Source organism: Paraburkholderia sp. SEWSISQ10-3 4, assembly GCF_030464785.1.
In the GTDB taxonomy this organism is placed as follows: Bacteria; Pseudomonadota; Gammaproteobacteria; order Burkholderiales; family Burkholderiaceae; genus Paraburkholderia; species Paraburkholderia aspalathi.
On the sequence record NZ_JALPRI010000002.1, the window covers coordinates 599,699 to 623,927 of the forward strand.

At 61.4% G+C, this 24,229-nt stretch carries 21 protein-coding genes and 1 pseudogene; 15 read left to right on the plus strand and 7 right to left on the minus strand.

Going from position 1 to position 24,229, the window contains the following annotated elements; all coding sequences use genetic code 11:
- Positions 1 to 17 precede the first annotated feature (17 nt).
- Together alc and M0D68_RS08425 are read left to right on the plus strand one after the other, a co-directional pair.
- The gene (alc, locus tag M0D68_RS08420; RefSeq protein WP_093639817.1) at positions 18 to 1,031 is read left to right on the plus strand and encodes an allantoicase; all 1,014 of its coding nucleotides are present in this window, start codon (positions 18 to 20) and stop codon (positions 1,029 to 1,031) included.
- Positions 1,028 to 1,540 (plus strand): ureidoglycolate lyase, encoded by a 513-nt coding sequence (locus M0D68_RS08425; RefSeq protein WP_211701297.1) that lies wholly within the window; start codon positions 1,028 to 1,030, stop codon positions 1,538 to 1,540. The genes alc and M0D68_RS08425 overlap by 4 nt, the downstream gene beginning before the upstream one ends.
- 123 nt (positions 1,541 to 1,663) lie before the next feature.
- Here the strand turns inward: M0D68_RS08425 and M0D68_RS08430 are convergent.
- From M0D68_RS08430 to uraH, 3 genes and pseudogenes are all read right to left on the minus strand, one after another.
- A pseudogene (locus M0D68_RS08430) lies at positions 1,664 to 1,931 on the minus strand (helix-turn-helix transcriptional regulator).
- A 37-nt stretch (positions 1,932 to 1,968) separates the two neighbouring features.
- On the minus strand, positions 1,969 to 3,162 hold the full coding sequence (locus M0D68_RS08435; RefSeq protein ID WP_211705401.1) for a urate hydroxylase PuuD: 1,194 nt from the start codon (positions 3,160 to 3,162) through the stop codon (positions 1,969 to 1,971).
- Positions 3,163 to 3,468: 306 nt separating this feature from the next.
- Positions 3,469 to 3,822 carry a hydroxyisourate hydrolase gene (uraH, locus tag M0D68_RS08440; protein WP_074283346.1) on the minus strand — a complete coding sequence of 118 codons (354 nt, stop codon included), beginning with the start codon at positions 3,820 to 3,822 and terminating at the stop codon, positions 3,469 to 3,471.
- 527 nt (positions 3,823 to 4,349) lie between these two features.
- Between uraH and M0D68_RS08445 the strand changes: the two genes are divergently transcribed.
- Positions 4,350 to 5,738, plus strand: a complete 1,389-nt coding sequence (locus M0D68_RS08445; RefSeq protein WP_093639808.1) for an 8-oxoguanine deaminase — start codon at positions 4,350 to 4,352, stop codon at positions 5,736 to 5,738.
- A gap of 76 nt (positions 5,739 to 5,814) precedes the next feature.
- On the opposite strand, the gene M0D68_RS08450 is transcribed toward M0D68_RS08445, so the two are convergent.
- On the minus strand, positions 5,815 to 6,747 hold the full coding sequence (locus M0D68_RS08450; RefSeq protein WP_012433318.1) for a LysR substrate-binding domain-containing protein: 933 nt from the start codon (positions 6,745 to 6,747) through the stop codon (positions 5,815 to 5,817).
- A 251-nt stretch (positions 6,748 to 6,998) separates the two neighbouring features.
- Between M0D68_RS08450 and M0D68_RS08455 the strand changes: the two genes are divergently transcribed.
- The 4 genes from M0D68_RS08455 (at position 6,999) to M0D68_RS08470 (ending at position 11,908) form a co-directional block, all read left to right on the plus strand.
- A complete protein-coding gene (locus tag M0D68_RS08455; protein ID WP_266211067.1) occupies positions 6,999 to 8,600 on the plus strand; it encodes an ABC transporter ATP-binding protein in 1,602 nt (533 codons plus the stop codon).
- A 91-nt stretch (positions 8,601 to 8,691) separates the two neighbouring features.
- On the plus strand, positions 8,692 to 9,798 hold the full coding sequence (locus M0D68_RS08460; RefSeq protein WP_200621823.1) for an ABC transporter permease: 1,107 nt from the start codon (positions 8,692 to 8,694) through the stop codon (positions 9,796 to 9,798).
- Between the two features lie 18 nt (positions 9,799 to 9,816).
- Positions 9,817 to 10,746, plus strand: coding sequence for an ABC transporter permease (locus M0D68_RS08465; RefSeq protein WP_200566083.1), 930 nt, complete (start codon positions 9,817 to 9,819; stop codon positions 10,744 to 10,746).
- 67 nt (positions 10,747 to 10,813) lie between these two features.
- Positions 10,814 to 11,908, plus strand: coding sequence for a BMP family ABC transporter substrate-binding protein (locus M0D68_RS08470; RefSeq protein ID WP_256455098.1), 1,095 nt, complete (start codon positions 10,814 to 10,816; stop codon positions 11,906 to 11,908).
- A gap of 178 nt (positions 11,909 to 12,086) precedes the next feature.
- On the opposite strand, the gene M0D68_RS08475 is transcribed toward M0D68_RS08470, so the two are convergent.
- Positions 12,087 to 12,293: a dodecin gene (locus M0D68_RS08475; protein ID WP_054035325.1), complete on the minus strand. Its 207-nt coding sequence runs from the start codon at positions 12,291 to 12,293 to the stop codon at positions 12,087 to 12,089.
- A gap of 193 nt (positions 12,294 to 12,486) precedes the next feature.
- Here M0D68_RS08475 and M0D68_RS08480 point away from each other — a divergent pair, with 193 nt between their 5' ends.
- The 4 genes from M0D68_RS08480 to M0D68_RS08495 all read left to right on the plus strand — a co-directional run bounded on the left by M0D68_RS08480 (position 12,487) and on the right by M0D68_RS08495 (position 17,352).
- On the plus strand, positions 12,487 to 13,434 hold the full coding sequence (locus M0D68_RS08480; protein ID WP_266224179.1) for an NAD(P)-dependent oxidoreductase: 948 nt from the start codon (positions 12,487 to 12,489) through the stop codon (positions 13,432 to 13,434).
- Between the two features lie 157 nt (positions 13,435 to 13,591).
- Positions 13,592 to 15,184: an ABC-F family ATPase gene (locus tag M0D68_RS08485; protein WP_093639789.1), complete on the plus strand. Its 1,593-nt coding sequence runs from the start codon at positions 13,592 to 13,594 to the stop codon at positions 15,182 to 15,184.
- Positions 15,185 to 15,435: 251 nt separating this feature from the next.
- A complete protein-coding gene (locus M0D68_RS08490; protein ID WP_266224180.1) occupies positions 15,436 to 16,626 on the plus strand; it encodes a nitronate monooxygenase family protein in 1,191 nt (396 codons plus the stop codon).
- 69 nt (positions 16,627 to 16,695) lie between these two features.
- Positions 16,696 to 17,352 (plus strand): OmpW family protein, encoded by a 657-nt coding sequence (locus M0D68_RS08495; RefSeq protein ID WP_266224181.1) that lies wholly within the window; start codon positions 16,696 to 16,698, stop codon positions 17,350 to 17,352.
- Between the two features lie 139 nt (positions 17,353 to 17,491).
- Here the strand turns inward: M0D68_RS08495 and M0D68_RS08500 are convergent, their stop codons facing one another.
- Both M0D68_RS08500 and M0D68_RS08505 read right to left on the minus strand, forming a co-directional pair.
- On the minus strand, positions 17,492 to 17,695 hold the full coding sequence (locus M0D68_RS08500; protein ID WP_028199276.1) for a DUF1289 domain-containing protein: 204 nt from the start codon (positions 17,693 to 17,695) through the stop codon (positions 17,492 to 17,494).
- A 161-nt stretch (positions 17,696 to 17,856) separates the two neighbouring features.
- On the minus strand, positions 17,857 to 19,203 hold the full coding sequence (locus M0D68_RS08505) for a phospholipase A (RefSeq protein ID WP_266224182.1): 1,347 nt from the start codon (positions 19,201 to 19,203) through the stop codon (positions 17,857 to 17,859).
- A gap of 826 nt (positions 19,204 to 20,029) precedes the next feature.
- On the opposite strand from M0D68_RS08505, the gene M0D68_RS08510 reads away from it, so the two are divergent.
- The 4 genes from M0D68_RS08510 to M0D68_RS08525 all read left to right on the plus strand — a co-directional run bounded on the left by M0D68_RS08510 (position 20,030) and on the right by M0D68_RS08525 (position 24,133).
- Positions 20,030 to 21,130 (plus strand): polyamine ABC transporter substrate-binding protein, encoded by a 1,101-nt coding sequence (locus tag M0D68_RS08510; RefSeq protein WP_093647677.1) that lies wholly within the window; start codon positions 20,030 to 20,032, stop codon positions 21,128 to 21,130.
- Between the two features lie 92 nt (positions 21,131 to 21,222).
- Positions 21,223 to 22,389 (plus strand): ABC transporter ATP-binding protein, encoded by a 1,167-nt coding sequence (locus M0D68_RS08515; protein WP_200566076.1) that lies wholly within the window; start codon positions 21,223 to 21,225, stop codon positions 22,387 to 22,389.
- Positions 22,386 to 23,315 (plus strand): ABC transporter permease subunit, encoded by a 930-nt coding sequence (locus M0D68_RS08520; protein WP_093647680.1) that lies wholly within the window; start codon positions 22,386 to 22,388, stop codon positions 23,313 to 23,315. Before M0D68_RS08515 ends, M0D68_RS08520 begins: the two co-directional genes overlap by 4 nt.
- The gene (locus M0D68_RS08525) at positions 23,315 to 24,133 is read left to right on the plus strand and encodes an ABC transporter permease subunit (RefSeq protein ID WP_093647682.1); all 819 of its coding nucleotides are present in this window, start codon (positions 23,315 to 23,317) and stop codon (positions 24,131 to 24,133) included. Before M0D68_RS08520 ends, M0D68_RS08525 begins: the two co-directional genes overlap by 1 nt.
- Positions 24,134 to 24,229 lie beyond the last annotated feature (96 nt).

The window sequence follows — 24,229 nt, forward strand, 5'->3', positions numbered from 1 at the left end:
CATTAAGGAAGACAAAGATGGCACTCCCGATTCTCGACCCCAACGCACCGGAATTCACGCGCCGCTATGTGAACCTGGCGGACCCGCGTCTGGGCGCGCAGGCGCTCGAGGCCAGCGACGATTTCTTCGCACCGAAGGAACGCATGCTGAATCCGGAGCCGGCCGTCTTCATTCCGGGCAAGTACGACGACAACGGCAAGTGGATGGACGGCTGGGAAACGCGCCGCAAGCGCGCCAACGGTTACGACTGGTGCGTCGTAAAGCTCGCGCGTCCGGGCGTGATCAAGGGTCTCGACCTCGACACCAGCCACTTCACGGGCAACTTCCCGCCCGCGGCTTCGGTTGAGGCTGCGCGCGTTGTGGACGGCGTGCCGAACCAGTCGACGCAATGGACCGAAATCGTCCCGTCGACCACGCTGCAAGGCAACAGCCACCACTATCACGAAGTCAGCGACGCGAACGCTTATACACACCTGCGCGTGAACATCTACCCGGACGGCGGTATTGCGCGTCTGCGTGTGTATGGCCAGCCGCAAGTCGACTGGGCAGGCGCGAGCCGCACGGAGCAGTTCGATCTGGCCGCGATGGAAAACGGCGCGTATCTGGTCGCGGCGAACAACCAGCACTTCGGCGCTGCATCGACGATTCTGATGCCGGGCCGTGGCGTGAACATGGGCGACGGCTGGGAAACGCGCCGCCGCCGTGAACCGGGCAACGACTGGGCGATCGTCGCGCTGGCGCAACCGGGCGTGATCAAAAAGATCGAAGTCGATACGGCTCACTTCAAGGGCAACTATCCGGACCGTTGCTCGATCCAGGCCGCATATGTGACGGGCGGTACGGACAGCTCGCTGATTACACAAGCCATGTTCTGGCCGGTGCTGCTGGGCGAGCAGAAGCTGAAGATGGACAACCAGCACTATTTCGAAAGCGAAATCGCTGCATTGGGTCCAGTCACGCACGTGCGCTTCAACATCATTCCGGACGGCGGCGTGTCGCGTCTGCGTCTGTGGGGCACGCTCGCATCATGAAAACGCTGGCGATCGAACCGTTGACGAAGGAAGCGTTCGCCGCATTCGGCGACGTGATCGAACTCGAAGGCGCGAAGCAGATTCCGATCAACCTCGGCACCACGATCCGCTATCACGATCTCGCGAAGGTGGACGTGGCCGACGAGAACGGCCGCACGCTGGTGAACCTGTTTCGGGGTCAGCCGCGCACGTTGCCGTTCGAAGTGAAGATGCTCGAACGTCATCCGCTGGGCAGCCAGGCCTTCGTGCCGCTGAACGACAAGCCGTATCTGGTCGTCGTGGCGCCGGCTGGCGAGTTGGACCCGAAGCAGATTCGTGCGTTCGTGACGAGCGGCTGGCAGGGTGTGAACTACGCGAAGGGTGTCTGGCACCATCCATTGATCGCATTGGGCGACGTGAGCGACTTTATCGTCGTCGATCGTGGCGGAGATGGACTGAACCTGAACGAACAGGATCTGGCCGAGTCGCTCTGGCTTACCGAAGATGCGTTGAGTGCGGTGACCGTTTGAGGTCGTTGCCTTAGCGTCGTACGTTGAGTAAGTTGGTTATAAAAAAGCCCACAGCGCGCATGCTGTGGGCTTTTTTCATTTGCGGACTATCGCACTGCGGGGCGCAATCTCGTACATCGAGTCTCATGAGTCCGCGTCCGGCATGCGTTGTTCAGCCAGAATATCTTCGAGCGTTCGCCCGTGACCGTGGGCGACGAACTTGAGGTCATAGCCGGCCGCTTCGAGCAGGCGCACCAGCACCGACACGCTCATATCGTTTTTTGGCCAGCGTTTCCATACGCGCGACGGTGGTACGAGCGACGCCCGCGCGGCGCGCCAGTTCCTCTTGAGAACGATCAACAAAAAAGCGGGCTTCCCGCTCACGCGAAAAGCCCGCTTCATGTTCTGCCAAGGTTTTGCAAAGCCGGGTGCAACACCCGGCCAGCGCCTTACTTCACCGCACCGCCTTCGAACCACGCGGCGATCTTCATCCGCTCGTCGTCGGTCATGTGCGTGACGTTGCCCAGCGGCATCGCCTTCAAGGTCACGGCCTGCTGGTAGATCCGCTGCGCGTTCTGCGAGATCTCGTCCGGCGTATCCAGCAACACGCCAGCTGGGGCGCTGCCCATCATCGTCGGATGGGCGGAGTGGCATGCCACGCAGCGTTGTTGCAGCACCGGCGCGATATCGGCCACCTTGATGCTCGGCGCATTCGCAGCTTGTGCTTGCGGCACGACCGGCTTGGGCATCGTCGAGAAGAGGGCGGCGAACATCAGCACGATACCCACCAGCGGCAAGTACCACAGCACCTGGCCACGGTGACGCATCACGAAGAACTGGCGAATCAGCGCGCCGGCCAGCATGATCATCAGCAACACGATCCAGTTGTACTGATTCGTGTACGTCATCGCGTAGTGATTCGACAGCATCGCGAACACCACCGGCAGCGTGAAATACGTGTTATGCACCGAACGTTGCTTGCCGCGCTTGCCGTAGATCGGGTTCGGCGTTTCGCCCTTGAGCATCGCGGCAACCATCTTGCGCTGACCCGGGATGATCACGAAGAACACGTTCGCCGACATGATCGTTGCCAGCATCGCGCCCATGATCAGGTAAGCCGCACGGCCCGCGAAGATATGGCACGCCAGGTACGCCGCGATCACCACATAAATGCCGACGCAGATGCCGAGCACTTTGTCTTTGTTACCGAGCAGGCGGCACAGCGAGTCATACACGATCCAGCCTGCAGCGAGGAAGCCGAGTGCCGAAGCAACCGCGACCACCGGGCCCATGTCGAGCACGTTCTTGTCGATCAGGTACGTGGACGGGGAGAGCAGATACAGCACCGTGAAGAGGCTCGCGCCCGACAGCCACGTGGTGTACGACGGCCACTTGGACCAGTGCAGGTCGTCCGGCATTTCCGGCGGTGCGACGGTGTACTTCTGCATGTTGTAGAAGCCGCCGCCGTGCACGTGCCACAGCTCGCCGAACACGCCGCGCTTGCGCTGATTCGGGTCCGTAGGCGGTTTCAGGCTGTTGTCGAGCGCGACGAAATAGAACGATTCGCCGATCCACGCGATGGCGACGATGACGTGGAACCAGCGCAATGCCAGGTTCAGCCAGTCGGTGATAAAGCCTTCCATGAAACTCCTCCACTTCTGATTCGTTGTACGCGCAACGACGCTTGTGCCCTGGTTACGCCTTCGGTGACCCGGCTGACGGGTCGTCGGCATGCACGGTGTCGCTGCGCAGACTGCGGGGTGAGAGACGCGGTGCGCTCAGTTCGCACAGCGCCGTTTTTTATTGGAACTTCGGGTCGAGTCGCTCGCGTTCGATTGCGCTTCGCGGGTGTCTCCAAAGATCCGCACAGTGCAATCGGGCGCGCTCGCAAATACCGCGCGACTTCAACCTCGTCTTCCTCCAACGCCTATCGATACGCTCAGTTCAGCTCAGCTGCCCCGATAGGTGCTGTACGACCACGGCGACACCAGTAGCGGCACGTGATAGTGCGCACCGGCATCGGCCACGCCGAAGCGCAACACGACGCGATCGACAAAACGCGGCTCCGGCACCTTCGTGCCGATCGATGCAAAGTAGTCGCCGGCGCCGAACACGAGTTCGTATTCGCCCGGGACCAATGCGTCGCCTTCGAGCAGCGGCTGGTCGCAGCGGCCGTCGTCATTGGTGGTGGTGGTTTTGAGCGCGCGGCGGGTGTCGCCGGAGAGCGCGAAGAGTTCGACCTTGATGCCCGCGCCGGGACGGCCGTTCGCGGTGTCGAGCACGTGGGTAGTGAGCTTTCCCATTCGCAATTTTCCTTATGTGAATGCGAGGTTTCGGCGGCGGCCCGATCCAGAATACGTTGCGGCGGATCGAGGCTCCACGTCAGTGGCTACATACCCGTCGGCGAATTGAAGCGAGCGCCGTGGCAGCCATTGTAAAAAGGATGTTCACGTCAGCGCGCGCGAGATAGGAAAGATAATACCTGGCGCATGACAGACAGCCTGTTGAAAGCCAATTTGAGTCGATTTGTTCGACTATTGCCATGCATTTCATCCACCGGCGGATCGTACCGGCGCCAAAAAAGGCCCACTATATCGGCTGCGTGAGGTTGGGTATCGCACCGGCGTGAGTTGTCAGCATTATTTTGACCGTCGAAGGTTACACCTGTGCGCCGCAGCAAACACAAGCGAAGCGCGGCACACCCCGAAGACGGCGGAAACACGCTGGGTAACCGGGCCAACGGCGTTCGACGGGACGCGGCGGCACGGTTGGCGTGCCGTCACATCGCGTTCGAACGGCTTTGCACGGAAGCAATGACGCGGAGAAACGAATGACGATGGAGCAGGCGGCTATCAAGCCGAAGAAAACGATGTTGGTGAAGCACGCGGACGTGCTGGTCACGATGGACGGCGCCCGGCGCGAACTGCGCGACGGCGGCATGTATATCGAGGACAACCGCATCGTCGCGGTCGGGCCGACGGCGGAATTGCCGCAAACGGCCGACGAAGTGCTGGACATGCGCGGCCACCTGGTGATTCCGGGGCTGGTGAACACGCACCACCATATGTATCAGAGCCTGACGCGCGCGATTCCGGCCGCGCAGAACGCCGAGCTATTCGGCTGGCTGACCAACCTCTACAAGGTGTGGGCGAACCTCACACCGGAGATGATCGAAGTCTCGACCTTGACGGCGATGGCCGAGCTGTTGCTGTCCGGTTGCACGACCTCGAGCGACCATTTGTATATCTACCCGAACGGCAGCCGCCTCGACGACAGCATCGTCGCGGCGCAACGGATCGGCATGCGTTTTCATGCGGCGCGCGGCAGCATGAGCGTGGGGCAGAAGGACGGCGGGTTGCCGCCGGATTCGGTGGTCGAGCGTGAAGCGGACATCCTGAAGGACACGCAGCGGCTGATCGAGACGTACAACGACGAAGGACGCTACGCGATGTTGCGTGTTGTGGTCGCGCCGTGCTCGCCGTTTTCGGTGAGTCGCGATCTGATGCGCGAATCTGCGGTGATGGCGCGGCATTACGGTGTGTCGCTGCACACGCACCTGGCGGAGAACGTCAACGACATCGCGTACAGCCGCGAGAAGTTCGGCATGACGCCGGCCGAGTATGCGGAAGACCTCGGCTGGGTTGGCCACGACGTATGGCATGCGCACTGTGTGCAACTCGACGATGCGGGCATCGAGCTGTTTGCTCGCACAGGTACCGGCGTTGCACATTGCCCGTGCTCGAATATGCGGTTGGCGTCGGGAATTGCGCCGGTCAAGCGGATGCGCCTCGCCGGTGTGCCGGTGGGTCTGGGCGTCGACGGTTCGGCCTCGAACGACGGCGCGCATATGGTCGCCGAAGTGCGCCAGGCGCTGCTGTTGCAGCGAGTCGGCTTCGGACCGGACGCGATGACCGCGCGTGAAGCGTTGGAGATTGCGACGCTAGGCGGCGCGAAGGTGCTGAACCGCGACGACATCGGCGCACTGGCGCCGGGCATGGCAGCGGATTTCGTGTCCTTCGATCTGCGTCAGCCGCTGTTTGCGGGCGCGTTGCACGATCCGGTCGCGGCACTGGTGTTCTGCGCGCCGTCGCAGGTGAGCCATAGCGTGATCGGCGGCAAGGTGGTGGTGAAGAATGGTCAGTTGACGACGCTGGAACTCGGACCGGTCATCGAGCAGCACAACCGGTTGGCGAAGACGCTGTACGAAGCGGCCGCCTGATGATGGTGTAAGGGCGAAGTAGAAGAAGCAACTCTATCGGCATCCGCAAAGATGCCGATAGAGCGCAGAGAAAAGATTAAGGCTTGTCGATCAAGGTCTTGGTCGCCTCGGCAACCAGACTGCGCAGCCAGCGCACTTCGTCGGAGTAATGCACGCGTTCGTGCCAAAGCTGGTAGTACTGCATCGGCGGGAAATCGAGCGGTGCGGGCACCACGGTCAGCGGCAGGAACTTGGCGTAGTAGTCGGCAAACAGGCGCGTGGTCGTGAAGATCAGATCGGACTTGATCAGCACGTAAGGCGCCAGATTGAAGTACGGCAACGTGACGACCACGTGACGCTTTAACCGCTCGCGCGCGAGATGCACGTCGATCGCACCGCGTTGGCCCACCGAGTAAGGAGTAGGCGCAAGATGCGGCGCATTCAGGTACTGGTCGAGCGTCAAGCCGCCGCGTTTGGCGAACGGATGCGCATTGCTCATCAGGCAGACGATCTGATCGACGAACAGGTTCGACAGGTGCAATTGCTCCGGCGGTTCCGGCCAGTTGCCGACCACGATGTCGAGCTTGCCGTCCTCGAGCGCGAGTTCGTAGTCGAACGCCGGCCCGAGCGAGTGAAACTCGAGCGTCGCGTTCGGCGCGGCCTGACGAAAGCGTTCCACCACCGTCGGCACGAACAGCACGTTCAGGTAGTCCGGGCAGCCGATCCGGTAGCAACGAATGGACGTGGCGGGATCGAAGTTGTGCTGCTGGAACTTGATGCGTTCAATTTCGCGCAGCGCGTTTTGCACCGGTTCGAGGAGGCGCAGGCCGTACTCGGTCGGCACCATGCCGGATTTGCCGCGCACCAGCAGCGGGTCGCCGGTGATGTCGCGCAAACGGCGCAGGGCCGCGCTGATGGCGGGTTGCGATTGATTCAGTTTGACGGCCGCGCGCGTGACGCTGCGTTCCATCAACAGGGTGTGCAAGACGCGTAATAGATACGTATCGATCGCCTCGCGTTGCTGACTCATGACTTCTCCGAAATATATGTTCTGGCTGATCGAACGGGCGTGGGTGTATATGGCTTTTAATATGAACACAAAGCCACGTCAAGAGTGGGATACCCGCAGAGCACGCTGCGACGGGGGTTTGCGGGGAATTTTGACGGCTCGACTGAGCCGGTCGATTTAGGTATTGTCATCCGGTTGTGGTGACGGATCGTCTGCTGACAGGGCGGGCGGACGCGCTGCAACCGGCAGTCTCTGACGTACTACGGAATCACATGAGCGACTCTTCTTATAGCGACGGCGCCGCCGCGCAGCCGGCAAACAGGCCGGAACAGGCGGCGCCCCGGTTGATGCTTCAGGGCATCACCAAACAGTACCCGGCCGTACGCGCCAACGACGACGTCACGTTGATCGTCGCGCCGGGTGAAATCCATGCCGTGCTCGGCGAAAACGGCGCCGGCAAAAGCACGTTGATGAAAATCATCTACGGCGCGGTGCGGCCCGACGCTGGCGAGATCCAATGGGAAGGCCAGCCGGTCGAGATCGCGAGCCCAGCGGCCGCGCGCAAGCTCGGCATCGGCATGGTGTTCCAGCATTTTTCGCTGTTCGAGACGCTCACGGTCGGCGAAAACATCGCGCTCGCGCTCGACGAACCCTTCGATCTGAAGACTCTCTCTAAACGCATCCGCGAAGTCTCCGCCGACTATGGCCTCGACATCGACCCGCAACGTCATGTGCATAGCCTGACAGTGGGCGAGCGGCAGCGCGTCGAGATCGTGCGCTGCCTGCTGCAGAATCCGCGTCTCCTGATCATGGACGAACCGACTTCGGTGCTCACGCCGCAAGCGGTCCGCAAGCTCTTCGAGACGTTGCGGCGGCTCGCTGCGGAAGGTTGCAGCATCCTCTACATCAGCCACAAGCTCGACGAAATCCAGGAGCTGTGCGACACCGCCACGGTGATGCGCGGCGGCCGCGTGACCGGTCACGTGAAGCCGAAAGAAGAAACGCATGCGTCGCTCGCGCAGTTGATGGTCGGCCATTCGCTGCCGGATTACACGCGCCGTGAACACACGCCGGGTGCGGTGTTGCTAGACGTGAAGCAGTTGTCGGTGGAAAGCGACGATCCGTTCGGCACGTCGCTCAATAACGTGTCGTTCGGCGTGCATGCGGGTGAGATCTTCGGCATTGCGGGTGTGTCGGGCAACGGCCAGGCCGAATTGCTGTCGGCGCTCTCCGGTGAAAAGCGCGGCGTGCGCGCCGATGCGGTCACGATCTGCGGCAAGGCGGCGGGGCGCCTCGGCGCAGGCGGCCGGCGCGCGCTCGGTTTTGGTTTCGTGCCGGAAGAGCGTCTGGGTCGAGGCGCAGTGCCGGCGATGACCTTGTCGGAAAACGCGCTGCTCACCGCGCATCGACAGCAGATGGTGAACTCCGGCTGGATCAAGGCGGGCGCAATGCGCGCCTTCGCCAAGCGTTGCATCGAAGCCTTCGACGTGCGTTGCGGCGGCTCGGAAGCGTTGGCACAAAGCCTCTCCGGCGGCAACCTGCAGAAATACATCATGGGCCGCGAGATTCTGCAGGCGCCCAAGGTGCTGGTGGTCGCACAGCCGACCTGGGGCGTCGACGTCGGCGCGTCAGCGTTTATTCGTCAGCAGTTGCTGGACCTGTCCGCCCGCGGCGTGGCGATTCTGGTGATCTCCGAAGAACTGGAGGAGTTGTTCGACATCTGCGATCGCATCGCGGTGCTGGCCGGTGGCAGACTCTCGCCGGTGCGTGCCACGGGGGCGACCAATGCCGAGGAAATCGGCCGCTGGATGGCGGGCCTGTTCGGCGACCGCGAGGGCGCGGCGCCGTCGGCGGAACAGCCGGCGCATGCCTGAACGGATCGATGCGCGATCGGATAGCTGACCGACGCTAAAGCTCCATAAGCACCAGAACCAGATACAAGCACTCACATAAGCACACGCTCCCATGATTCTTCCGTATCGACTCGAAGCACGCACGACGCCCTCGCGCACGATGCAGATCGCCGTGCCGCTGATCGCCGCGTTGCTCACGCTCGTGATCGGCTTCCTGATCTTCAGCCTGGTCGGCCGTGATCCGCTCGCAGCCATGCACGCGTTTTTCATCGAACCGCTCTCCAGCGTGAACGGCTGGTCCGAACTGCTGCTGAAGGCTTCGCCCTTGTGCCTGATCGGCCTCGGCCTCGCGATCGGTTATCGCGCCAACGTCTGGAACATCGGCGCTGAAGGGCAGATGCTGCTTGGCGGTATTGCCGCCAGCGGTGTCGCGATCTATTTCGATCAGGCCACCGGCTGGTGGATTCTGCCAACCATGATGGTCGCCGGCGTGCTCGGCGGCATGGTGTGGGCCGCGATTCCCGCGCTCCTGAAAAGCCGCTTCAATACCAACGAGATTCTCGTCAGCCTGATGCTCACGTATGTGGCCACGCAGCTGCTGATCTATCTGGTGAGCGGCCCGTGGCGCGATCCGCAGGGCATGAACTTCCCGCTTTCGGAGATGTTCAGCGGCGACGCGCTGTACCCGACTTTTTCCGGCGACTGGCACTGGAAATGGCTGCGCGGCACGCGGCTGAACGCATCCGTGTTCATCACCTTGATTGCAATTCCGTGTGTGTGGCTTTTCATGCGCAAGAGTTTCGCGGGCTACCGGATGAACGTCGGCGGTCTCGCGCCGCTTGCCGCGCGCTACGCCGGGTTCTCCGACAAGAAAACCATCTGGACGTCGTTGCTGATCAGCGGCGGTCTGGCGGGCCTCGCCGGCATGGGCGAGATCGCCGGTCCGATTGGTCAGTTGCAGGCGACATGGTCGCCGGGCTACGGCTTTACCGCGATCATCGTCGTGTTCGTCGGACGGCTGCATCCGGTCGGCATCGTGCTCGCGAGCTTGCTGATGGCGCTGCTGTACCTCGGCGGCGAAGCGGTGCAGACCTCGATGCAATTGCCGCAGGCGCTCTCCGGCGTGTTCCAGGGGCTGCTGCTGTTCTGCCTGCTGGGCGCCGACCTGTTCGTGAACTACCGCGTGCGCCGGCGCTCCGCCGCCGCGCAGGCCCACTGATTTTCCCGGCGGATCTCCATGGATATTCAACAAGCCAGCGCGCTCACCTCGAGCGCCGTCACCGCCGCAATCCCGCTGATGTTCGCGGGCGCGGGCGAACTCGTCACCGAGAAATCGGGCGTTCTCAATCTCGGCGTTGAAGGCATGATGCTGATGGGCGCCGTGACCGGCTACGCGGTCACCGCCATTACCGGCAACCCGTGGCTCGGCGTGGTCGCCGCGATCGGCGCGGGTCTCGCGATGTCGCTGCTGTTCGCGTTCCTCACGCTGACCATGCTCGCCAACCAGGTCGCCACCGGCCTGTCGCTGACGATCTTCGGCATCGGCCTGTCGGCCTATGTCGGCAAGCCGTACACGTCGGCCGCGGTGCGCGCCACGATCGACACGTGGACCATTCCGGGTCTCTCGAAGATCCCGGTGCTCGGCCCCGCGCTCTTCAGCCTCACGCCGCTCGATTACCTCGCGTTTCTGATGTTCGCGGTGATCTGGTGGTTCCTGTACCGCACGCGTGCAGGCCTCGTGCTGCGTTCGGTCGGCGAATCGCCGCAAGTGGCGCACTCGGTCGGCTTTCCGGTGGTCGGCGTGCGTTACGGTGCGGTGGCCTTCGGCGGCGGCATGGCGGGTCTCGCCGGCGGCTATTACTCGATCGTCAACCTGCACTTGTGGCAGGAGCAGCTTACGTCGGGCCGCGGCTGGATCGCGCTCGCGCTGGTGGTGTTCGCGACATGGCGCCCGGGGCGTCTGCTGATCGGCGCGCTGCTGTTCGGCGCCGTGACGGGTCTGCAGTTTTACGCTCAGGCCATCGGCGTGCCGGTGCCGACACAGTTTCTGGCGATGCTGCCGTACGTCGCGACCGTCGTCGTGCTCGTGCTGATTTCGCGTAACCCGAACACAATTCGTCTGAATGCGCCCGCGTCGCTTGGCAAGCCGTTTTTCTCGGCGGGATGACACGCTTGTCGCTTCAAATGACCGACCACACGTTTCAAATCAATCGACAAACACGACAGGAGAAAACATGAAGAGAAGAAATCTGCTGACCGCCTTCGCATGGGGCGCAGCTTCCCTGGTGCTTGCCGCGCCGCTCGCGCAAACCGCGCAGGCGGCCGACGCACCGGGCGTCGCGTTCGTCTACCTCGGCAATCCGGGCGACGCCGGCTGGACCTTCGCGCACGATCAGGGCTCGAAGGAAGCCGAAGCGAAGTTCGGCAACAAGATCAAGATCACCCGCATCGAGAACGTGCCGGAATCGGCCGACTCGGAACGGGTGTTCCGCGATCTGGCGAACAAGGGCAACAAGATCATCATCGGTTCGAGCTTCGGCTACCAGGACTTCGAACTGAAGGTCGCAAAGGACTTCCCGGATACGGTGTTCCTGCACGCAACCGGCTACAAGAAGGCGCCGAACTTCGGCACCTATGACGTGCGCATGTACCAGGGCGCCTACCTGGCCGGCGTCGCTGCGGGCTATGTGACGAAGACCAACACGCTGGGCTTTGTCGCATCGGTGCCGATTCCTGAGGTGATCCGCAACATCAACGCATACACGCTCGGCGCGCGTTCGGTAAATCCGAAGATCCACACCAAGGTCATCTGGATCAACAGCTGGTTCGATCCGGGCAAGGAAAAGCAGGCCGCTGAAACACTGATCGGCCAGGGCGCCGACGTGCTGCTGCAAAACACCGATTCGAGCGCGACGCTCGCGACCGCCTCGGAAAAGCACGTGCATGCGTTCGGCTGGGATTCGGACATGAAGAAGTTCGGTCCTGATGCGCACCTCGGTTCGGTGGTCGCGCACTGGGGCGTGTATTACAACGCGGCTATTCAGCAGGTGCTGGACGGCAAGTGGAAGAACGATCCGGTGTGGTGGGGCATTCCGCAGAAGGCCGTCAATCTTGAAGACCTGAATACGTCGGCGATTCCGGCTGATGCGCAGAAGCAGGTGGCGGCGAAGCGCGACGACCTGGCTGGCGGCAAGTGGGACGTCTTCACCGGTCCGATCAAGGATCAGTCCGGCGCGGTGAAGGTGCCGGCAGGCAAGACGCTGACCGATCCGGAACTGCAACGCTTGAACTGGTATGTGGAAGGCGTAGACGGTTCGCTGCCGAAGTAATCCGGCTCGCGCGATCGTCTAGAACGAATCGCGTAAGGATCGACCGGGTCGCGAATGACCGGGTAACAATCGACCAGGCGGCGGTCTCAGCAACCGCTGCTTTAAGACGCTGCGTCCAGTACGGACGCAGCTTTTTTTTTGCTTCGGATTATGTGTTGAAGATGTTTCGGGCGAAGCGCTAGTCGATGCGCAGACCGACCTTGATGGTCACCTGCCAGTAGGCGACCTTGTCGTTCTCGATCTGGCCCCGCGTTTCCGTCACTTCGAACCAGTGCAGATTGCGCAGCGTCTTCGACGCTTTTTTAATCGCGGTGCTGATTGCGTCGTCGATCGATTTGGTCGATGAGCCGGTCAGTTCGATTTGTTTGTAAACATGTTCTGACATGAACTTCCTCCTTTGACCTTCGTTGGTGTGCAAAAAAAGTATAGGCAATGGATTGCTGTCGACGTCCTCCATGTCTGCCCCTGTGCCGCACATGAGCGGGTCATTCCGCACATCGCGTGCCCGATATGCCGCGGTGAGGCGAGGCCGTTATGATGTTCGCGCAACTCAATCTGAAACCTGACGAGGCTTGAAAGTGGAAATTGGTTTTTGCGGTCCTGGTCTGATGGGCGCGCCGATGATCCGGCATCTGCTGCGCGCGGGGCATACGGTGCATGTCTGGAATCGCACGCGGGCCAAGGCGGAAGCGTTGCTGGCGGATGGGGCCAAGGTGGTCGATACGCCACGCGAACTGGCCTCGCGGTGCGAAGTGGTGCTGCTGTGCGTCGCGGATGCGGCGGCGGTTGAAGAAACGGTGTTCGGTGCCGAGGGACTGTTGAGCGCGGATGCCACCGTGCCGAGACGCGTGCGCTGGATCGTCGATCACTCGAGCATTCCGCCGGCCGCGACGCGCACGTTCGCGCAGCGCGCGGCGGCGGAAGGTCCGATTGCTGCTACGGGTGAGGGCGGACAAGACCTCAAGCCTGCGGGCGCAGGCACTGCAAGCGTCGGCTGGATCGACGCGCCGGTATCCGGTGGCGTAGCGGGCGCGACGGCGGGCACGCTGGCGATCATGGCGGGCGGCGCCGCAGCGGACGTCGAGGCGGTCACGCCGTTCCTTGGCGCGTATTCGTCCCGTGTCACGCACATGGGCGACGTTGGGGCGGGGCAAACCACCAAGCTGTGCAATCAGACCATCGTCACCGCGACCCTGGCAGCGATCGCCGAGGCCGTGAGCCTTGCGCAGCGCAGCGGCATCGACGCCTCAAAACTGACGGAAGGTCTCGCTGGCGGTTGGGCCGATTCAGTGCTGCTGCAGATTTTCGTGCCGCGCATGACACAAAGCGGCCTCGCGCCGATCGGCGCATTCCGTACGTTCCAGAAGGACATCGACACGGTCGCCGCGACGGCGTACGAGACCGGCACGCCGATGCCGGTTTCGTCGACGGTCCAGCAACTGCTGCGGCTCGGCGCGGCGATGGGGCTGGGCGCGGCCGATCTGTCGGCCTTCATCGACGTTTTGCAGACGCCGCGCGGCGGCTAGAAGGCAGGCGGGGAGGCGCAAATCGGGCGCAAACGGGGCGCAAACCGACCGTAAAAGCGGCGTCGAAACGCGCGAGCACGGCGCTCGCGTGGGTTGAATTCGCGATAACCTGCTAAAATATTGGGTTGTTCGCCGATATCACCTTTAAGGACGCGCCGTGCTGTCTACCGCCAATATCACCATGCAATTCGGGCCAAAGCCCCTCTTCGAGAACATCTCGGTCAAATTCGGGGAAGGGAACCGCTACGGCCTGATCGGTGCGAACGGCTGCGGCAAGTCTACCTTCATGAAGATCCTGGGTAGTGATCTGGAACCGAGCTCCGGCAACGTGATGCTCGAACCGAACGTGCGCCTCGGCAAGCTGCGCCAGGATCAGTTCGCGTACGAAGACGTGCGCGTGCTCGACGTCGTGATGATGGGCCACACGGAAATGTGGGCTGCCATGACCGAGCGCGACGCGATCTACGCAAACCCCGACGCCACCGACGACGACTACATGCACGCCGCCGAACTCGAAGCGAAGTTCGCCGAGTACGACGGTTACACCGCCGAAGCGCGCGCGGGCGAGTTGCTGCTCGGCATCGGCATCGCGATCGAAGACCACAATGGCCCGATGAGCAACGTCGCACCGGGCTGGAAACTGCGCGTGCTGCTCGCGCAGGCGCTGTTCTCGAAGCCGGACGTGCTGCTGCTGGACGAACCGACCAACAACCTGGACATCAACTCGATCCGTTGGCTGGAAGACGTGCTCAACCAGTACAACTCGACGATGATCATCATCTCGCACGATCGTCACTTTTTGAACCAGGTTTGCACACACATGGCCGACATGGATTTCGGCACGCTGAAGGTCTATCCGGGCAATTACGACGACTACATGCTGGCCAGCACGCAGGCGCGCGAGCGTCAGCAGAACGCCAACGCCAAGGCGAAGGAACGCGTCGCCGATCTGCAGGACTTCGTGCGCCGCTTCTCGGCGAACAAGTCGAAGGCGCGTCAGGCCACCAGCCGTCTGAAGATGATCGACAAGATCAAGATCGAGGAATTCAAGCCGTCGTCGCGCCAGAACCCGTTCATCCGCTTCGAGTACGAGAAGAAGCTGCACAACATCGCGGTGGTGGCGGACAAGATCTCGAAGAAGTACGAGCGTCAGATTTTCAACGACTTCAGTGTCAGCGTGCAGCCGGGCGAGCGTATCGCGATCATCGGCGAGAACGGCGCGGGTAAGACCACGCTGTTGCGTTCGCTGCTCGGCAAGCTCACGCTCGATCACGGTACCGTGAAGTGGGCGGAAAACGCGAACGTCGGCTACATGCCGCAGGATACGTATGAAGAGTTTCCGACCGACGTCACGCTGATGGACTGGATCGACGGCTACCGTCAGGAAGGCGACGACGAGCAGATGGTGCGCGGCACGCTCGGCCGTCTGCTGTTCAATGCCGACGACATCCGCAAGTCGGTCAAGGTGCTCTCTGGTGGTGAGAAGGGCCGCATGATCTGGGGCAAGTTGATGCTGGGCCGTCACAACGTGTTGCTGATGGACGAGCCGACCAACCACATGGACATGGAGTCGATCGAATCGCTGCAGATCGCGCTCGACAAGTACGAAGGCACGCTGATTTTCGTCTCGCACGACCGTGAGTTCGTGAGCGGTCTTGCGAACCGGATCATCGAAGTGCGTACCGATGGCACGCTGAACGACTTCGGCGGCAACTATGAAGACTTCCTGCTGAGTCAGGGCGTGCAGTAAGCGCTTTCTGCTTTACGGTGTAGTGCAAGAAAAAGCCCGCTTCGAAAGAAGCGGGCTTTTTTCATGGTGGGCGTTCTGCACACGGCCCCTGGTTGCTCCGTCCGCACGAATCAATCTCACCGTGAAGTGACCAACGTCAATCAACCGGTCTTAAAAACAAACCAGCAAACAGCCTTATTGACCCAAAGCAACGCACGCCCCGCCCGACAATCGATGATCACCGCTTCGATAGTCCACCCATCGGGTCGTCAATGCATACCTTTCACTCTTTCCCGCCACTTGTTATCCGCGGTCGCTCGCTGCTTCCAATCGTGCAAGGCGGCATGGGCGTCGGCATCTCGGCCCACCGCCTCGCCGGCAGCGTCGCCCGCGAAGGCGCACTCGGCACCATCGCCAGCATCGACCTGCGCCATCACCATCCCGATCTGATCGAACGCTGCCGGCAATCTCCCGACAGGGCTATGCTCGAACAGGCGAACCTCACCGCGCTGGCGCGTGAAATCCACGCCGCCAAAGCGCTCAGCGAAGGCCGCGGCATGATCGCCGTCAACGTGATGAAAGCGGTCAACGCGCAAGCGGAGTACGTGCGCGTCGCTTGCGAAAACGGCGCCGATACAATTGTCATGGGCGCCGGCTTACCGCTCGATTTGCCGGACATGACCCAAAGCCACGACATCGCGCTGATTCCCATTCTGTCGGATAGTCGCGGCGTCGCGCTGGTGCTGAAGAAGTGGATGAAAAAGGGTCGTCTGCCGGACGCCGTCGTGATCGAACATCCGGCCCACGCAGGCGGCCATCTCGGCGTGAGCAATCTCTCTGACATGCGTGACCCACGCTTCGAATTCTTGCGTGTGCTTGAGGAACTCGATGCGGTATTCACGTCGCTTGGTTTGCGTCGGGAAGACGTGCCCTTGATCGTCGCGGGCGGCATTAATAGTCACGAAGCTGTGCGCGAGTTGCTGAGCGCCGGTGCCAGCGGCGTGCAGCTCGGCACGCCGTTCGCCGTCACCGAAGAAGGTGATGCGCATCCGAACTTCAAACGCGTACTGGCCGAAGCGACACCCGACGACATTGTCGAATTCGTCAGCGTGACGGGGTTGCCTGCGCGCGCCGTGAAAACACCGTGGCTGATGCGCTATCTGCGCCACGAGACGAAGATCCGCGAGAAGATCGGCGCGCTCAAACACGTCTGTCCGACCGCGCTCGAATGCCTCAGCGTGTGTGGTTGGCGCGACGGTGTCGAAAAGTTCGGCCACTTCTGTATCGACACGCGACTCGCCGCGGCATTGCGCGGTGACGTGGCTAACGGCCTGTTCTTTCGCGGCCGCGAAGCCTTGCCGTTCGGCACGGCCATCCGCAGCGTCCACGACCTGATCGAACTGCTCCTGACCGGTGCGACGCGACCCGCTGTCGCAGGTCGTTGGGCGTTCTCGCTGGGTTGATGCGGGTCAACGTGAAACCTGACAAGACCTTCGACAATCCCCGCACGCAAACAACACTCGGGGAAGCACATGAAGCACTTGCTCAGGAACAGAATCAAGGCCGCTGCTGTCGCGACGTGCCTACTAGGCGCGGGCGCGCTGGCCTTGCCGGCACAGGCTGCCGGCGACGACCAGATGAGCGGCATTCACGCCGGCGACGTACTGGTGCGTCTGCGCGCAATCAGCATCATGCCGAACGTGGGGACCAGCCAGTCGCTGTCGGCGCTTAATGTAGACGTCAACAATGCCATCGTGCCGGAGCTGGATCTGACCTACATGATCCGTGATTACCTCGGCGTCGAGCTGATTCTCGGCACGTCGCGGCATCAGTTGACGTCGAGTCTCGGCAATCTCGGCGGTGTGAACGTGTTGCCGCCCACGCTGCTGCTGCAATATCACTTCAACCACGCGGGGCGCATCCGTCCGTACATTGGGGCGGGTCTGAACTACACGTTGTTCTATAACAACGGCCTGAACGCAGGCGGTCAGCCGATCTCGATCACAAACCACAGCTTCGGTCCCGCGTTGCAGGCAGGTGTGGACGTGCAGGTGACCAAGTCGCTGTTCGTCAATGCGGACATCAAGAAGATCTGGATGCACACCGATGCAACGCTTGGCGGTCAGTCGCTCGGGCGGCTGAATATCGACCCGGTGGTGGTCGGTTTGGGTGTCGGTATGCGGTTCTGATTGCCGCGCTCGAGAAGCCGCGTTCGTCACGCAAAAAACGCCGGAATGTCCGGCGTTTTTTATTGCAATTGCTATGTCGATCGGGAGACGGGTTTTCCGGCAGGAGGGCCGATGCGGCCGGCCACAGTGCTGCAAGAGGCTACAGCTTGTCGTTCTTGAAACGCATGGCAGTGCCGTCCTGCTCGATGCGTACCCACACCGCGCGTTTTTCCTCGTCGCTCAGGAACACCCAGTTGGACACTTCGGTGGCGGTGCGGCCGCAGCCTTTGCAGACCTCGTCGAAAAGCGTGGAACAGACACCGATGCACGGGCTGTCGGGAAGATCGTGAAGATTCGAAGCCATCGGAAACCTTGGGGCGGAGAAGCGAAGTTCCGCTATGTTATCCGATGCGGCGGCCACGCCCCCGAAGCGGCCAGGAACCCTGCACGATTGGCAGCATCCGGCGGTGTTCTGGCTTGAACCCGGCAGCTTCAAAACCATCAACGCCTAACCCCCGACCTTCCTCAGCGCGCGATGCTGTACCCGACCCGTGCCATCCAGTGCTGCCGATTGTTGTAATCGAGCAGATCCTCGCCGTAGCCGTTGAAGTATCCGACCCAGATATACCCGCCCCACTTGCTGCCGAGCAGCTTGGCGAGAGGATAGGTGAATTGCGAATCGACACTGCCGTACCAGTGCTTGGTACCTTTGCGCAGCGTGGTTGCGAGTTGCCAGCCGTCCGGGCTGCCATATTTGACCAACAGGTCGACGTAGCCGCGATAGTCGGCGATATCGGGGTTGTTGCTCGTGCCAAGGTAGTAATAGATCTTTGGCGAGACGGTCAGATGGTTGCCCGTCAGATCGCCGAATGCCCATGTCGGGCGGATAAAGGGCATGTTGATGCTGCGCGAGTCGGAACCCGCCTTGCCGTTCGATTCATGCGCGATACCTGCTGCAAAACCCATGCGCGTGAAAAACGGGCTGTGCCAACCGGTGTCCGGCACGTAGTAGAACAACTGCGGGGAGTAGGTCGTATCGCGGAACGGCCGTGAGTCTGCGGACAGATCCCAGATCGAGGTCTGCGTGTAGGCGAAGTACAGGTTGTCGAGGAACGCCTTCGAGTGCAGATCATCCGGCATCAGGATGCGGTATTTGAAGCTCAGTTGCAGCCGGGCGTTCGTGTCGCCATTGTGGCCGAAGGCGATGTACATCGGCTCGTAGTAGGAGACGTGCGCGAGCACGCCACGTCCGGTGGTGGAGAGCGAGTCGCCTGGCGGCGACATCGCGTCGCCTGTCGGGCCGCCCACGGCCGCGGCCGTTTCGGCGGCTTGGGCCGCCTGGGCAGGCGTGCTCGCTTCGCTTTCCGCGCGTTCTGCCTGGGCGATGGCGTCCTGCTGCGGGCCACGATTGATCGCGACGAGCGCCGGCGACGCGTCGAAGCCCACTGGATCGATACGCACTTCGCCGCGTGCCGACTGCGGCCAGGGTGCCGAGAAACGCACTTTGCGGAATTGACCTGGCCGCAGATGCAGCGTGTCGGGCACGCCAGGTTCGCGCTGCAGGTCGAGCGGCTGCGGCGACTCCTCGGCACCGGTCAAGGTGACGCGGATCGTCGGCGGGACGGTGACGGTGAGGGCGCGGGAGTCGTCGGCGGAATAGAGCAGCGTGATTTGCAATGGCTCGTTGGCAGCGGCGACGCGCGCCGGCTGCAGCATCGCGACCGTCGCGCGGGCCTCGCCGCAGAAGGCGCCGATGGTGACGATGGCGAGGAGGGTGGACAGCAAGACGGTGCGTGAATTGCGCTGGACGGCGCGCTGACTTTGAAGTGACGTATCGGGGGCGAGGCGGGCAAGCGAAGCGAAAAAGCGCATGGGCTGTCGTCCAGAGAACAGGGGAGCGTGAGCGAGGCGGCAAGACGGCGAGGCGGCACCGCGGCAAGACAGCGGCATCGCAGGTCGTCAGGAATTTCTAAGAGAATACTTACAAACCGGCTTCATTCGCAAACACAATGCGGGGAGTAACCGGCCCACCACTTCATCCGCCGAATGCCAATTGCCACAGCAGCGCCATATTCAGCAGGATGATGAACGCCGCCGACAGCCAGGCCAGCCGGTCTGCCGTCCGGCAGACGCCGACGGCGGTTCGGTCGCAACGCGGACGGATTCGTGTTGATCGACATCTGGAGATTTGAGACTTCGCTCGTGCGCAAGTGATGTGCCCGCAGCGAACCCGGCACGCGACGCAGCGAGGCCAGAGAGCCAAGGCCCGAAGGTAGGTCCGCGTGGTTCGCGCCGTACCGTCTACAAGGCTCTCTACGGTATTGTGCACCGTGGCGCGACGGGTGGCTTACGCTCGCATCGAGGTTAGCTGTAAGGCATAAGATTCGCGGGAAACGGCCTCTGGCTGCTGCCTTGATGCGAACCCGATGGGGCGCGGCGGCCGTAACTTGACAACGAGATAACACCAAGGCCGTCACTGGTGTTTTTTTCGGGTAGACACGCGCCGATAACCCGCTAAAATTGCGCCCATTTTGTAGCGGCGCGGCTTACGCTGTACCGTTTGCGCGACAGCCCAGCATTTTTTTTGGTGCGCGCAATAATTAATGGTAGTTTTCGGATTTTTCAGGGGAGCCGCGTGCGGTGTGCCGCGGCGTGGTTGAAGACAGCCGGATCGGGCCGGCCAGGATCGGAGAACGGGATGAAAAGACGGGTAGTGGGACAAGTGGCGGCACTGGTTCTGTGCGCAACACCGTGGTTGACGGCTGCTGCGAAAGACACGCAGCTCAACGTGTATAACTGGTCCGATTACATCGCCAAGGACACCATTCCGAACTTCACCAAGCAGTCCGGTGTCCAGGTCAAATACGACAACTACGACAGCGACGACACGCTGCAAGCCAAGCTCCTTACCGGCAGTTCCGGTTACGACATCGTCGTGCCGACCAGCAACTACGCCGGCAAGCAGATCGCCGCGGGCATCTTCGCGCCGCTCGACAAATCGAAGCTGCCGAACCTGAAGTACCTCGATCCCTCGCTGATGGCCCTCGTGGCCGGCGCCGATCCGGGCAACAAGTACACGGTACCCTGGGCATACGGCACGACCGGCCTCGGCTACAACGTCACCAAGGCGCAGCAGATCCTCGGCAAGAACGTGCCGCTCGACAGCTGGGACGTCCTCTTCAAGCCGGAAAACATTTCGAAGCTGAAGACCTGCGGCGTGTCCGTGCTCGACGCACCGGACCAGATGTTCGCCGCTGCGCTGCACTACATCGGCAAGGATCCGATGAGCACGAACCCGGCCGACTACCGCGCCGCGCTCGAGATGATGAAGAAGATCCGTCCGTACATCACACAGTTCAACTCGTCGGGCTACATCAATGACCTGGTCGGCGGCGACGTGTGCTTCGCGTACGGCTGGTCGGGCGACGTCGTGATCGCCAAGCATCGCGCGATCGAGGCGAAGAAAGCCTTCAAGATCGAGTACTACATTCCGAAGGGCGGCGCCCCGGTGTGGTTCGACGTGATGGCGATTCCGAAGGACGCGAAGAACAAGGAAGCCGCGCTCGAGTGGATCAACTACATCGAAACGCCGCAGGTTCACGCCGCGATCACCAATGCCGTCTACTATCCGAGCGCCAACCTCGAAGCGCGCAAGTATGTGGACAAGGACGTGGCGAACGATCCGGCCGTGTACCCCTCGCCTGAAGTCATCAAGACGCTGTTCCTGCTGAAGCCGCTGCCGCCGGAAATCCAGCGTCTGCAAACGCGGCTGTGGACTGAATTCAAGTCCGGCCGCTGATTCGCCGTCGGAGTGAGCGGGTAAGTATCATCAAGAAGCCCTCGGTGTCCACCGGGGGCTTTGTTCGTCAAACGCCGGAGTAAAGCATTGTGATGAGTAGTGACCAGTCGGGCGCGATGGCAGGGACCGCCGTGCCATCCCCGGGCCTGAACGCCGCAGCAGGCGATGCCGCAGAAAATTTCGTCCAGATTGTCGACATCGTGAAGAAGTTCGGCGAGACCGCAGCGGTCAAAGGGGTCAACCTGTCGGTGAAAAAGGGCGAGCTGTTCGCGCTGCTCGGCAGTTCCGGTTGTGGCAAATCCACCTTGTTACGCATGCTGGCCGGCCTCGAATCGATCACATCGGGCAAGATCCTGATCGATGGCGAAGACCTCGCGCAATTGCCGCCTTATCGCCGGCCGGTCAACATGATGTTCCAGTCATACGCGCTGTTTCCGCACATGACGGTCGAGGCCAACGTCGCCTTCGGCCTGAAACAGGAAGGCGTGCCGAAGTCTGAGCTGAAAGACCGCGTGCAGACCGCGCTCGATCTCGTGCAGATGGGCCGGTTTGCGAAGCGCAAGCCGCATCAGCTCTCCGGCGGTCAGCAGCAGCGTGTGGCGCTCGCGCGCTCGCTCGTCAAACGGCCGAAGCTGCTGCTGCTCGACGAACCGATGTCCGCGCTCGACAAGCAGATCCGTCAGCGCACGCAGATCGAACTGGTCAACATTCTCGACAAGGTCGGTGTGACCTGCATGATGGTGACGCACGACCAGGAAGAGGCGATGACGATGGCGGACCGTCTTGCCGTGATGAGCGAAGGCGAGATCGTCCAGCTCGGCACACCGCATGAAGTGTACGAATATCCGAATAGCCGTTTTTCAGCCGAGTTCATCGGTTCGACCAATCTGTTCGACGGCAACGTCGTCGAAGACGAACCCGATCACGTGTTCATCGAAACGCCCGACTTGCCGGTCCGCCTCTACGTGAGCCACGGCATCACCGGGCCGCTCGGTATGCCGGTGACGATTTCCGTGCGGCCCGAGCGCATCGCGCTCACGCGCAAACCGCCTGAGGGTGCGTACAACTGGGGCAAGGGCGTGGTCACGAATATCGCCTACATGGGCGGCTATTCGCTGTATCACGTGAAACTCGACGCCGGCAAAACGGTGATCGCCAACGTGACGAGCCTTGCCTTGACCGAGATCGATCCGCCCACTTGGGGCGACGAGGTGTATGTGCGCTGGAGCGCATCGGCTGGCGTGGTGCTGACGTCATGAAACGCTCGATCAGTTCTCTGGCGTCGTGGCCGGCGCGCCGTTTCAACCTGACTGCACGCACCGCGGTGGTGGCCGGGCCGTTCATCTGGCTGCTGCTGTTTTTCCTCGTGCCGTTCCTGCTGGTCGTGAAGATCAGCTTTGCCGATTTGCAGCTTGGCATTCCGCCTTATACCGAACTCGCCAAGTACACCGACGGTGTGGTTCATGTCGCGCTGGACCTGTCGCACTATGCGTTTCTGCTGACCGACAGCCTTTATTTCGCGACCTATGTGAATTCGGTGGTGGTGGCGGCGATATCCACGTTGCTGTGTTTGCTGATCGGTTATCCGATGGCGTATTACATTGCCCGATCGAATCCGGCGAGCCGCAATCTGCTGATGATGGCGGTGATGCTGCCGTTCTGGACGTCGTTTCTGATTCGCGTGTATGCATGGATCGGGATCCTGAAGAACAACGGCCTGCTGAACAACTTCCTGATGTCGACCGGGCTGATCCATACGCCGATCGAGCTGTATCACACGAACACCGCGGTTTATATCGGCATGGTGTATTCGTACCTGCCGTTCCTCGTGATGCCGTTGTACGCGCATCTGGTGAAGATGGACATGACCTTGCTGGAAGCTGCCTACGACCTCGGTGCGAAGCCGTGGCGGGCGTTCTGGCAGATCACCTTGCCGTTGTCGAAGAACGGCATTATTGCCGGGTGTTTGCTGGTGTTCATTCCGGCGGTAGGCGAGTACGTGATACCGGAATTGCTGGGCGGCGCGAACACGTTGATGATTGGCCGCGTGATGTGGAATGAGTTTTTCGACAATGCCGATTGGCCGATGGCGTCTGCCGTGACGTGCGCGATGGTGTTGTTGTTATTGGTGCCGATGGCGTTTTTCCAGTACGCGCAGGCGAAGGCGATGGAGGAAAGACGCTGATGAAGCCGAACCGGATTTTTCAGTTCATTGCTTTGGGGATCGGCTTTCTCTTCCTCTACGTTCCGATCGTGAGTCTGGTTGTGTATTCGTTCAACGAATCGCAACTGGTCACGGTGTGGACGCGGTTTTCGACGCGCTGGTATGCGGCGTTGTTGCAGGACGACGAGTTGATCGCGGCGGCGTGGTTGTCGTTGCGGGTGGCGTTGCTGACGGCGTTTGCTTCGGTGATTATCGGCACGTGGGCCGGGTTTGTGTTGGCCCGCATGGGGCGGTTTCGGGGCTTTACCCTTTACACCGGGATGATCAATGCGCCGCTGGTGATTCCCGAGGTGATTCAGGGGATTTCGCTGCTGCTGCTGTTCATCGAAATGGCCAAGTGGTTGGGGTGGCCTGCTGGGCGCGGTATTTTCACGATCTGGATCGGGCACGTGATGTTGTGTATTTCGTATGTGGCCATCATCGTGCAGTCGCGGGTGAAGGAGTTGAATCCTTCGCTTGAGGAAGCTGCGCTGGATCTTGGGGCTACGCCGCTGAAGGTGTTTTTCTTCATTACGTTGCCGTTGATTTCGCAGGCGCTTATTTCTGGGTGGTTGTTGTCGTTTACATTGTCTATCGACGATCTGGTTTTGTCGGCGTTTTTGTCGGGGCCTGGGTCGACGACGTTGCCACTGGTTGTTTTTTCTCGTGTTCGGCTTGGATTGAATCCTGAGATGAATGCGTTGGCTACCTTGTTTATTGCTGTGGTTACTGTTGGGGTTGTTTTGGGGAATTATTTTATGCAGCGGGCGGAGAGGAAGAGGGCAGTGATGGCCGTATAGGGGTTTTTCTTGCGTAGCGCTTGTTTGGCCGTGTTCTTAGGGCTTTGGCCTTTCCTTGTTTTGTTAGTGGTCTATTAGCGTTCCCCCTGTGCGGGG

Coding starts and splice junctions, on each gene's coding strand:
- M0D68_RS08520 (WP_093647680.1), top strand. CDS start 22,386: ATGAAACGCTCGATCAGTTCTCTGGCGTCGTGGCCGGCGCGCCGTTTC.
- M0D68_RS08525 (WP_093647682.1), top strand. CDS start 23,315: ATGAAGCCGAACCGGATTTTTCAGTTCATTGCTTTGGGGATCGGCTTT.
- uraH (WP_074283346.1), bottom strand. CDS start 3,822: ATGGGAAAGCTCACTACCCACGTGCTCGACACCGCGAACGGCCGTCCC.
- M0D68_RS08460 (WP_200621823.1), top strand. CDS start 8,692: ATGATTCTTCCGTATCGACTCGAAGCACGCACGACGCCCTCGCGCACG.
- M0D68_RS08450 (WP_012433318.1), bottom strand. CDS start 6,747: ATGAGTCAGCAACGCGAGGCGATCGATACGTATCTATTACGCGTCTTG.
- alc (WP_093639817.1), top strand. CDS start 18: ATGGCACTCCCGATTCTCGACCCCAACGCACCGGAATTCACGCGCCGC.
- M0D68_RS08490 (WP_266224180.1), top strand. CDS start 15,436: ATGCATACCTTTCACTCTTTCCCGCCACTTGTTATCCGCGGTCGCTCG.
- M0D68_RS08470 (WP_256455098.1), top strand. CDS start 10,814: ATGAAGAGAAGAAATCTGCTGACCGCCTTCGCATGGGGCGCAGCTTCC.
- M0D68_RS08500 (WP_028199276.1), bottom strand. CDS start 17,695: ATGGCTTCGAATCTTCACGATCTTCCCGACAGCCCGTGCATCGGTGTC.
- M0D68_RS08510 (WP_093647677.1), top strand. CDS start 20,030: ATGAAAAGACGGGTAGTGGGACAAGTGGCGGCACTGGTTCTGTGCGCA.
- M0D68_RS08505 (WP_266224182.1), bottom strand. CDS start 19,203: ATGCGCTTTTTCGCTTCGCTTGCCCGCCTCGCCCCCGATACGTCACTT.
- M0D68_RS08515 (WP_200566076.1), top strand. CDS start 21,223: ATGAGTAGTGACCAGTCGGGCGCGATGGCAGGGACCGCCGTGCCATCC.
- M0D68_RS08495 (WP_266224181.1), top strand. CDS start 16,696: ATGAAGCACTTGCTCAGGAACAGAATCAAGGCCGCTGCTGTCGCGACG.
- M0D68_RS08475 (WP_054035325.1), bottom strand. CDS start 12,293: ATGTCAGAACATGTTTACAAACAAATCGAACTGACCGGCTCATCGACC.
- M0D68_RS08445 (WP_093639808.1), top strand. CDS start 4,350: ATGACGATGGAGCAGGCGGCTATCAAGCCGAAGAAAACGATGTTGGTG.
- M0D68_RS08465 (WP_200566083.1), top strand. CDS start 9,817: ATGGATATTCAACAAGCCAGCGCGCTCACCTCGAGCGCCGTCACCGCC.
- M0D68_RS08435 (WP_211705401.1), bottom strand. CDS start 3,162: ATGGAAGGCTTTATCACCGACTGGCTGAACCTGGCATTGCGCTGGTTC.
- M0D68_RS08425 (WP_211701297.1), top strand. CDS start 1,028: ATGAAAACGCTGGCGATCGAACCGTTGACGAAGGAAGCGTTCGCCGCA.
- M0D68_RS08455 (WP_266211067.1), top strand. CDS start 6,999: ATGAGCGACTCTTCTTATAGCGACGGCGCCGCCGCGCAGCCGGCAAAC.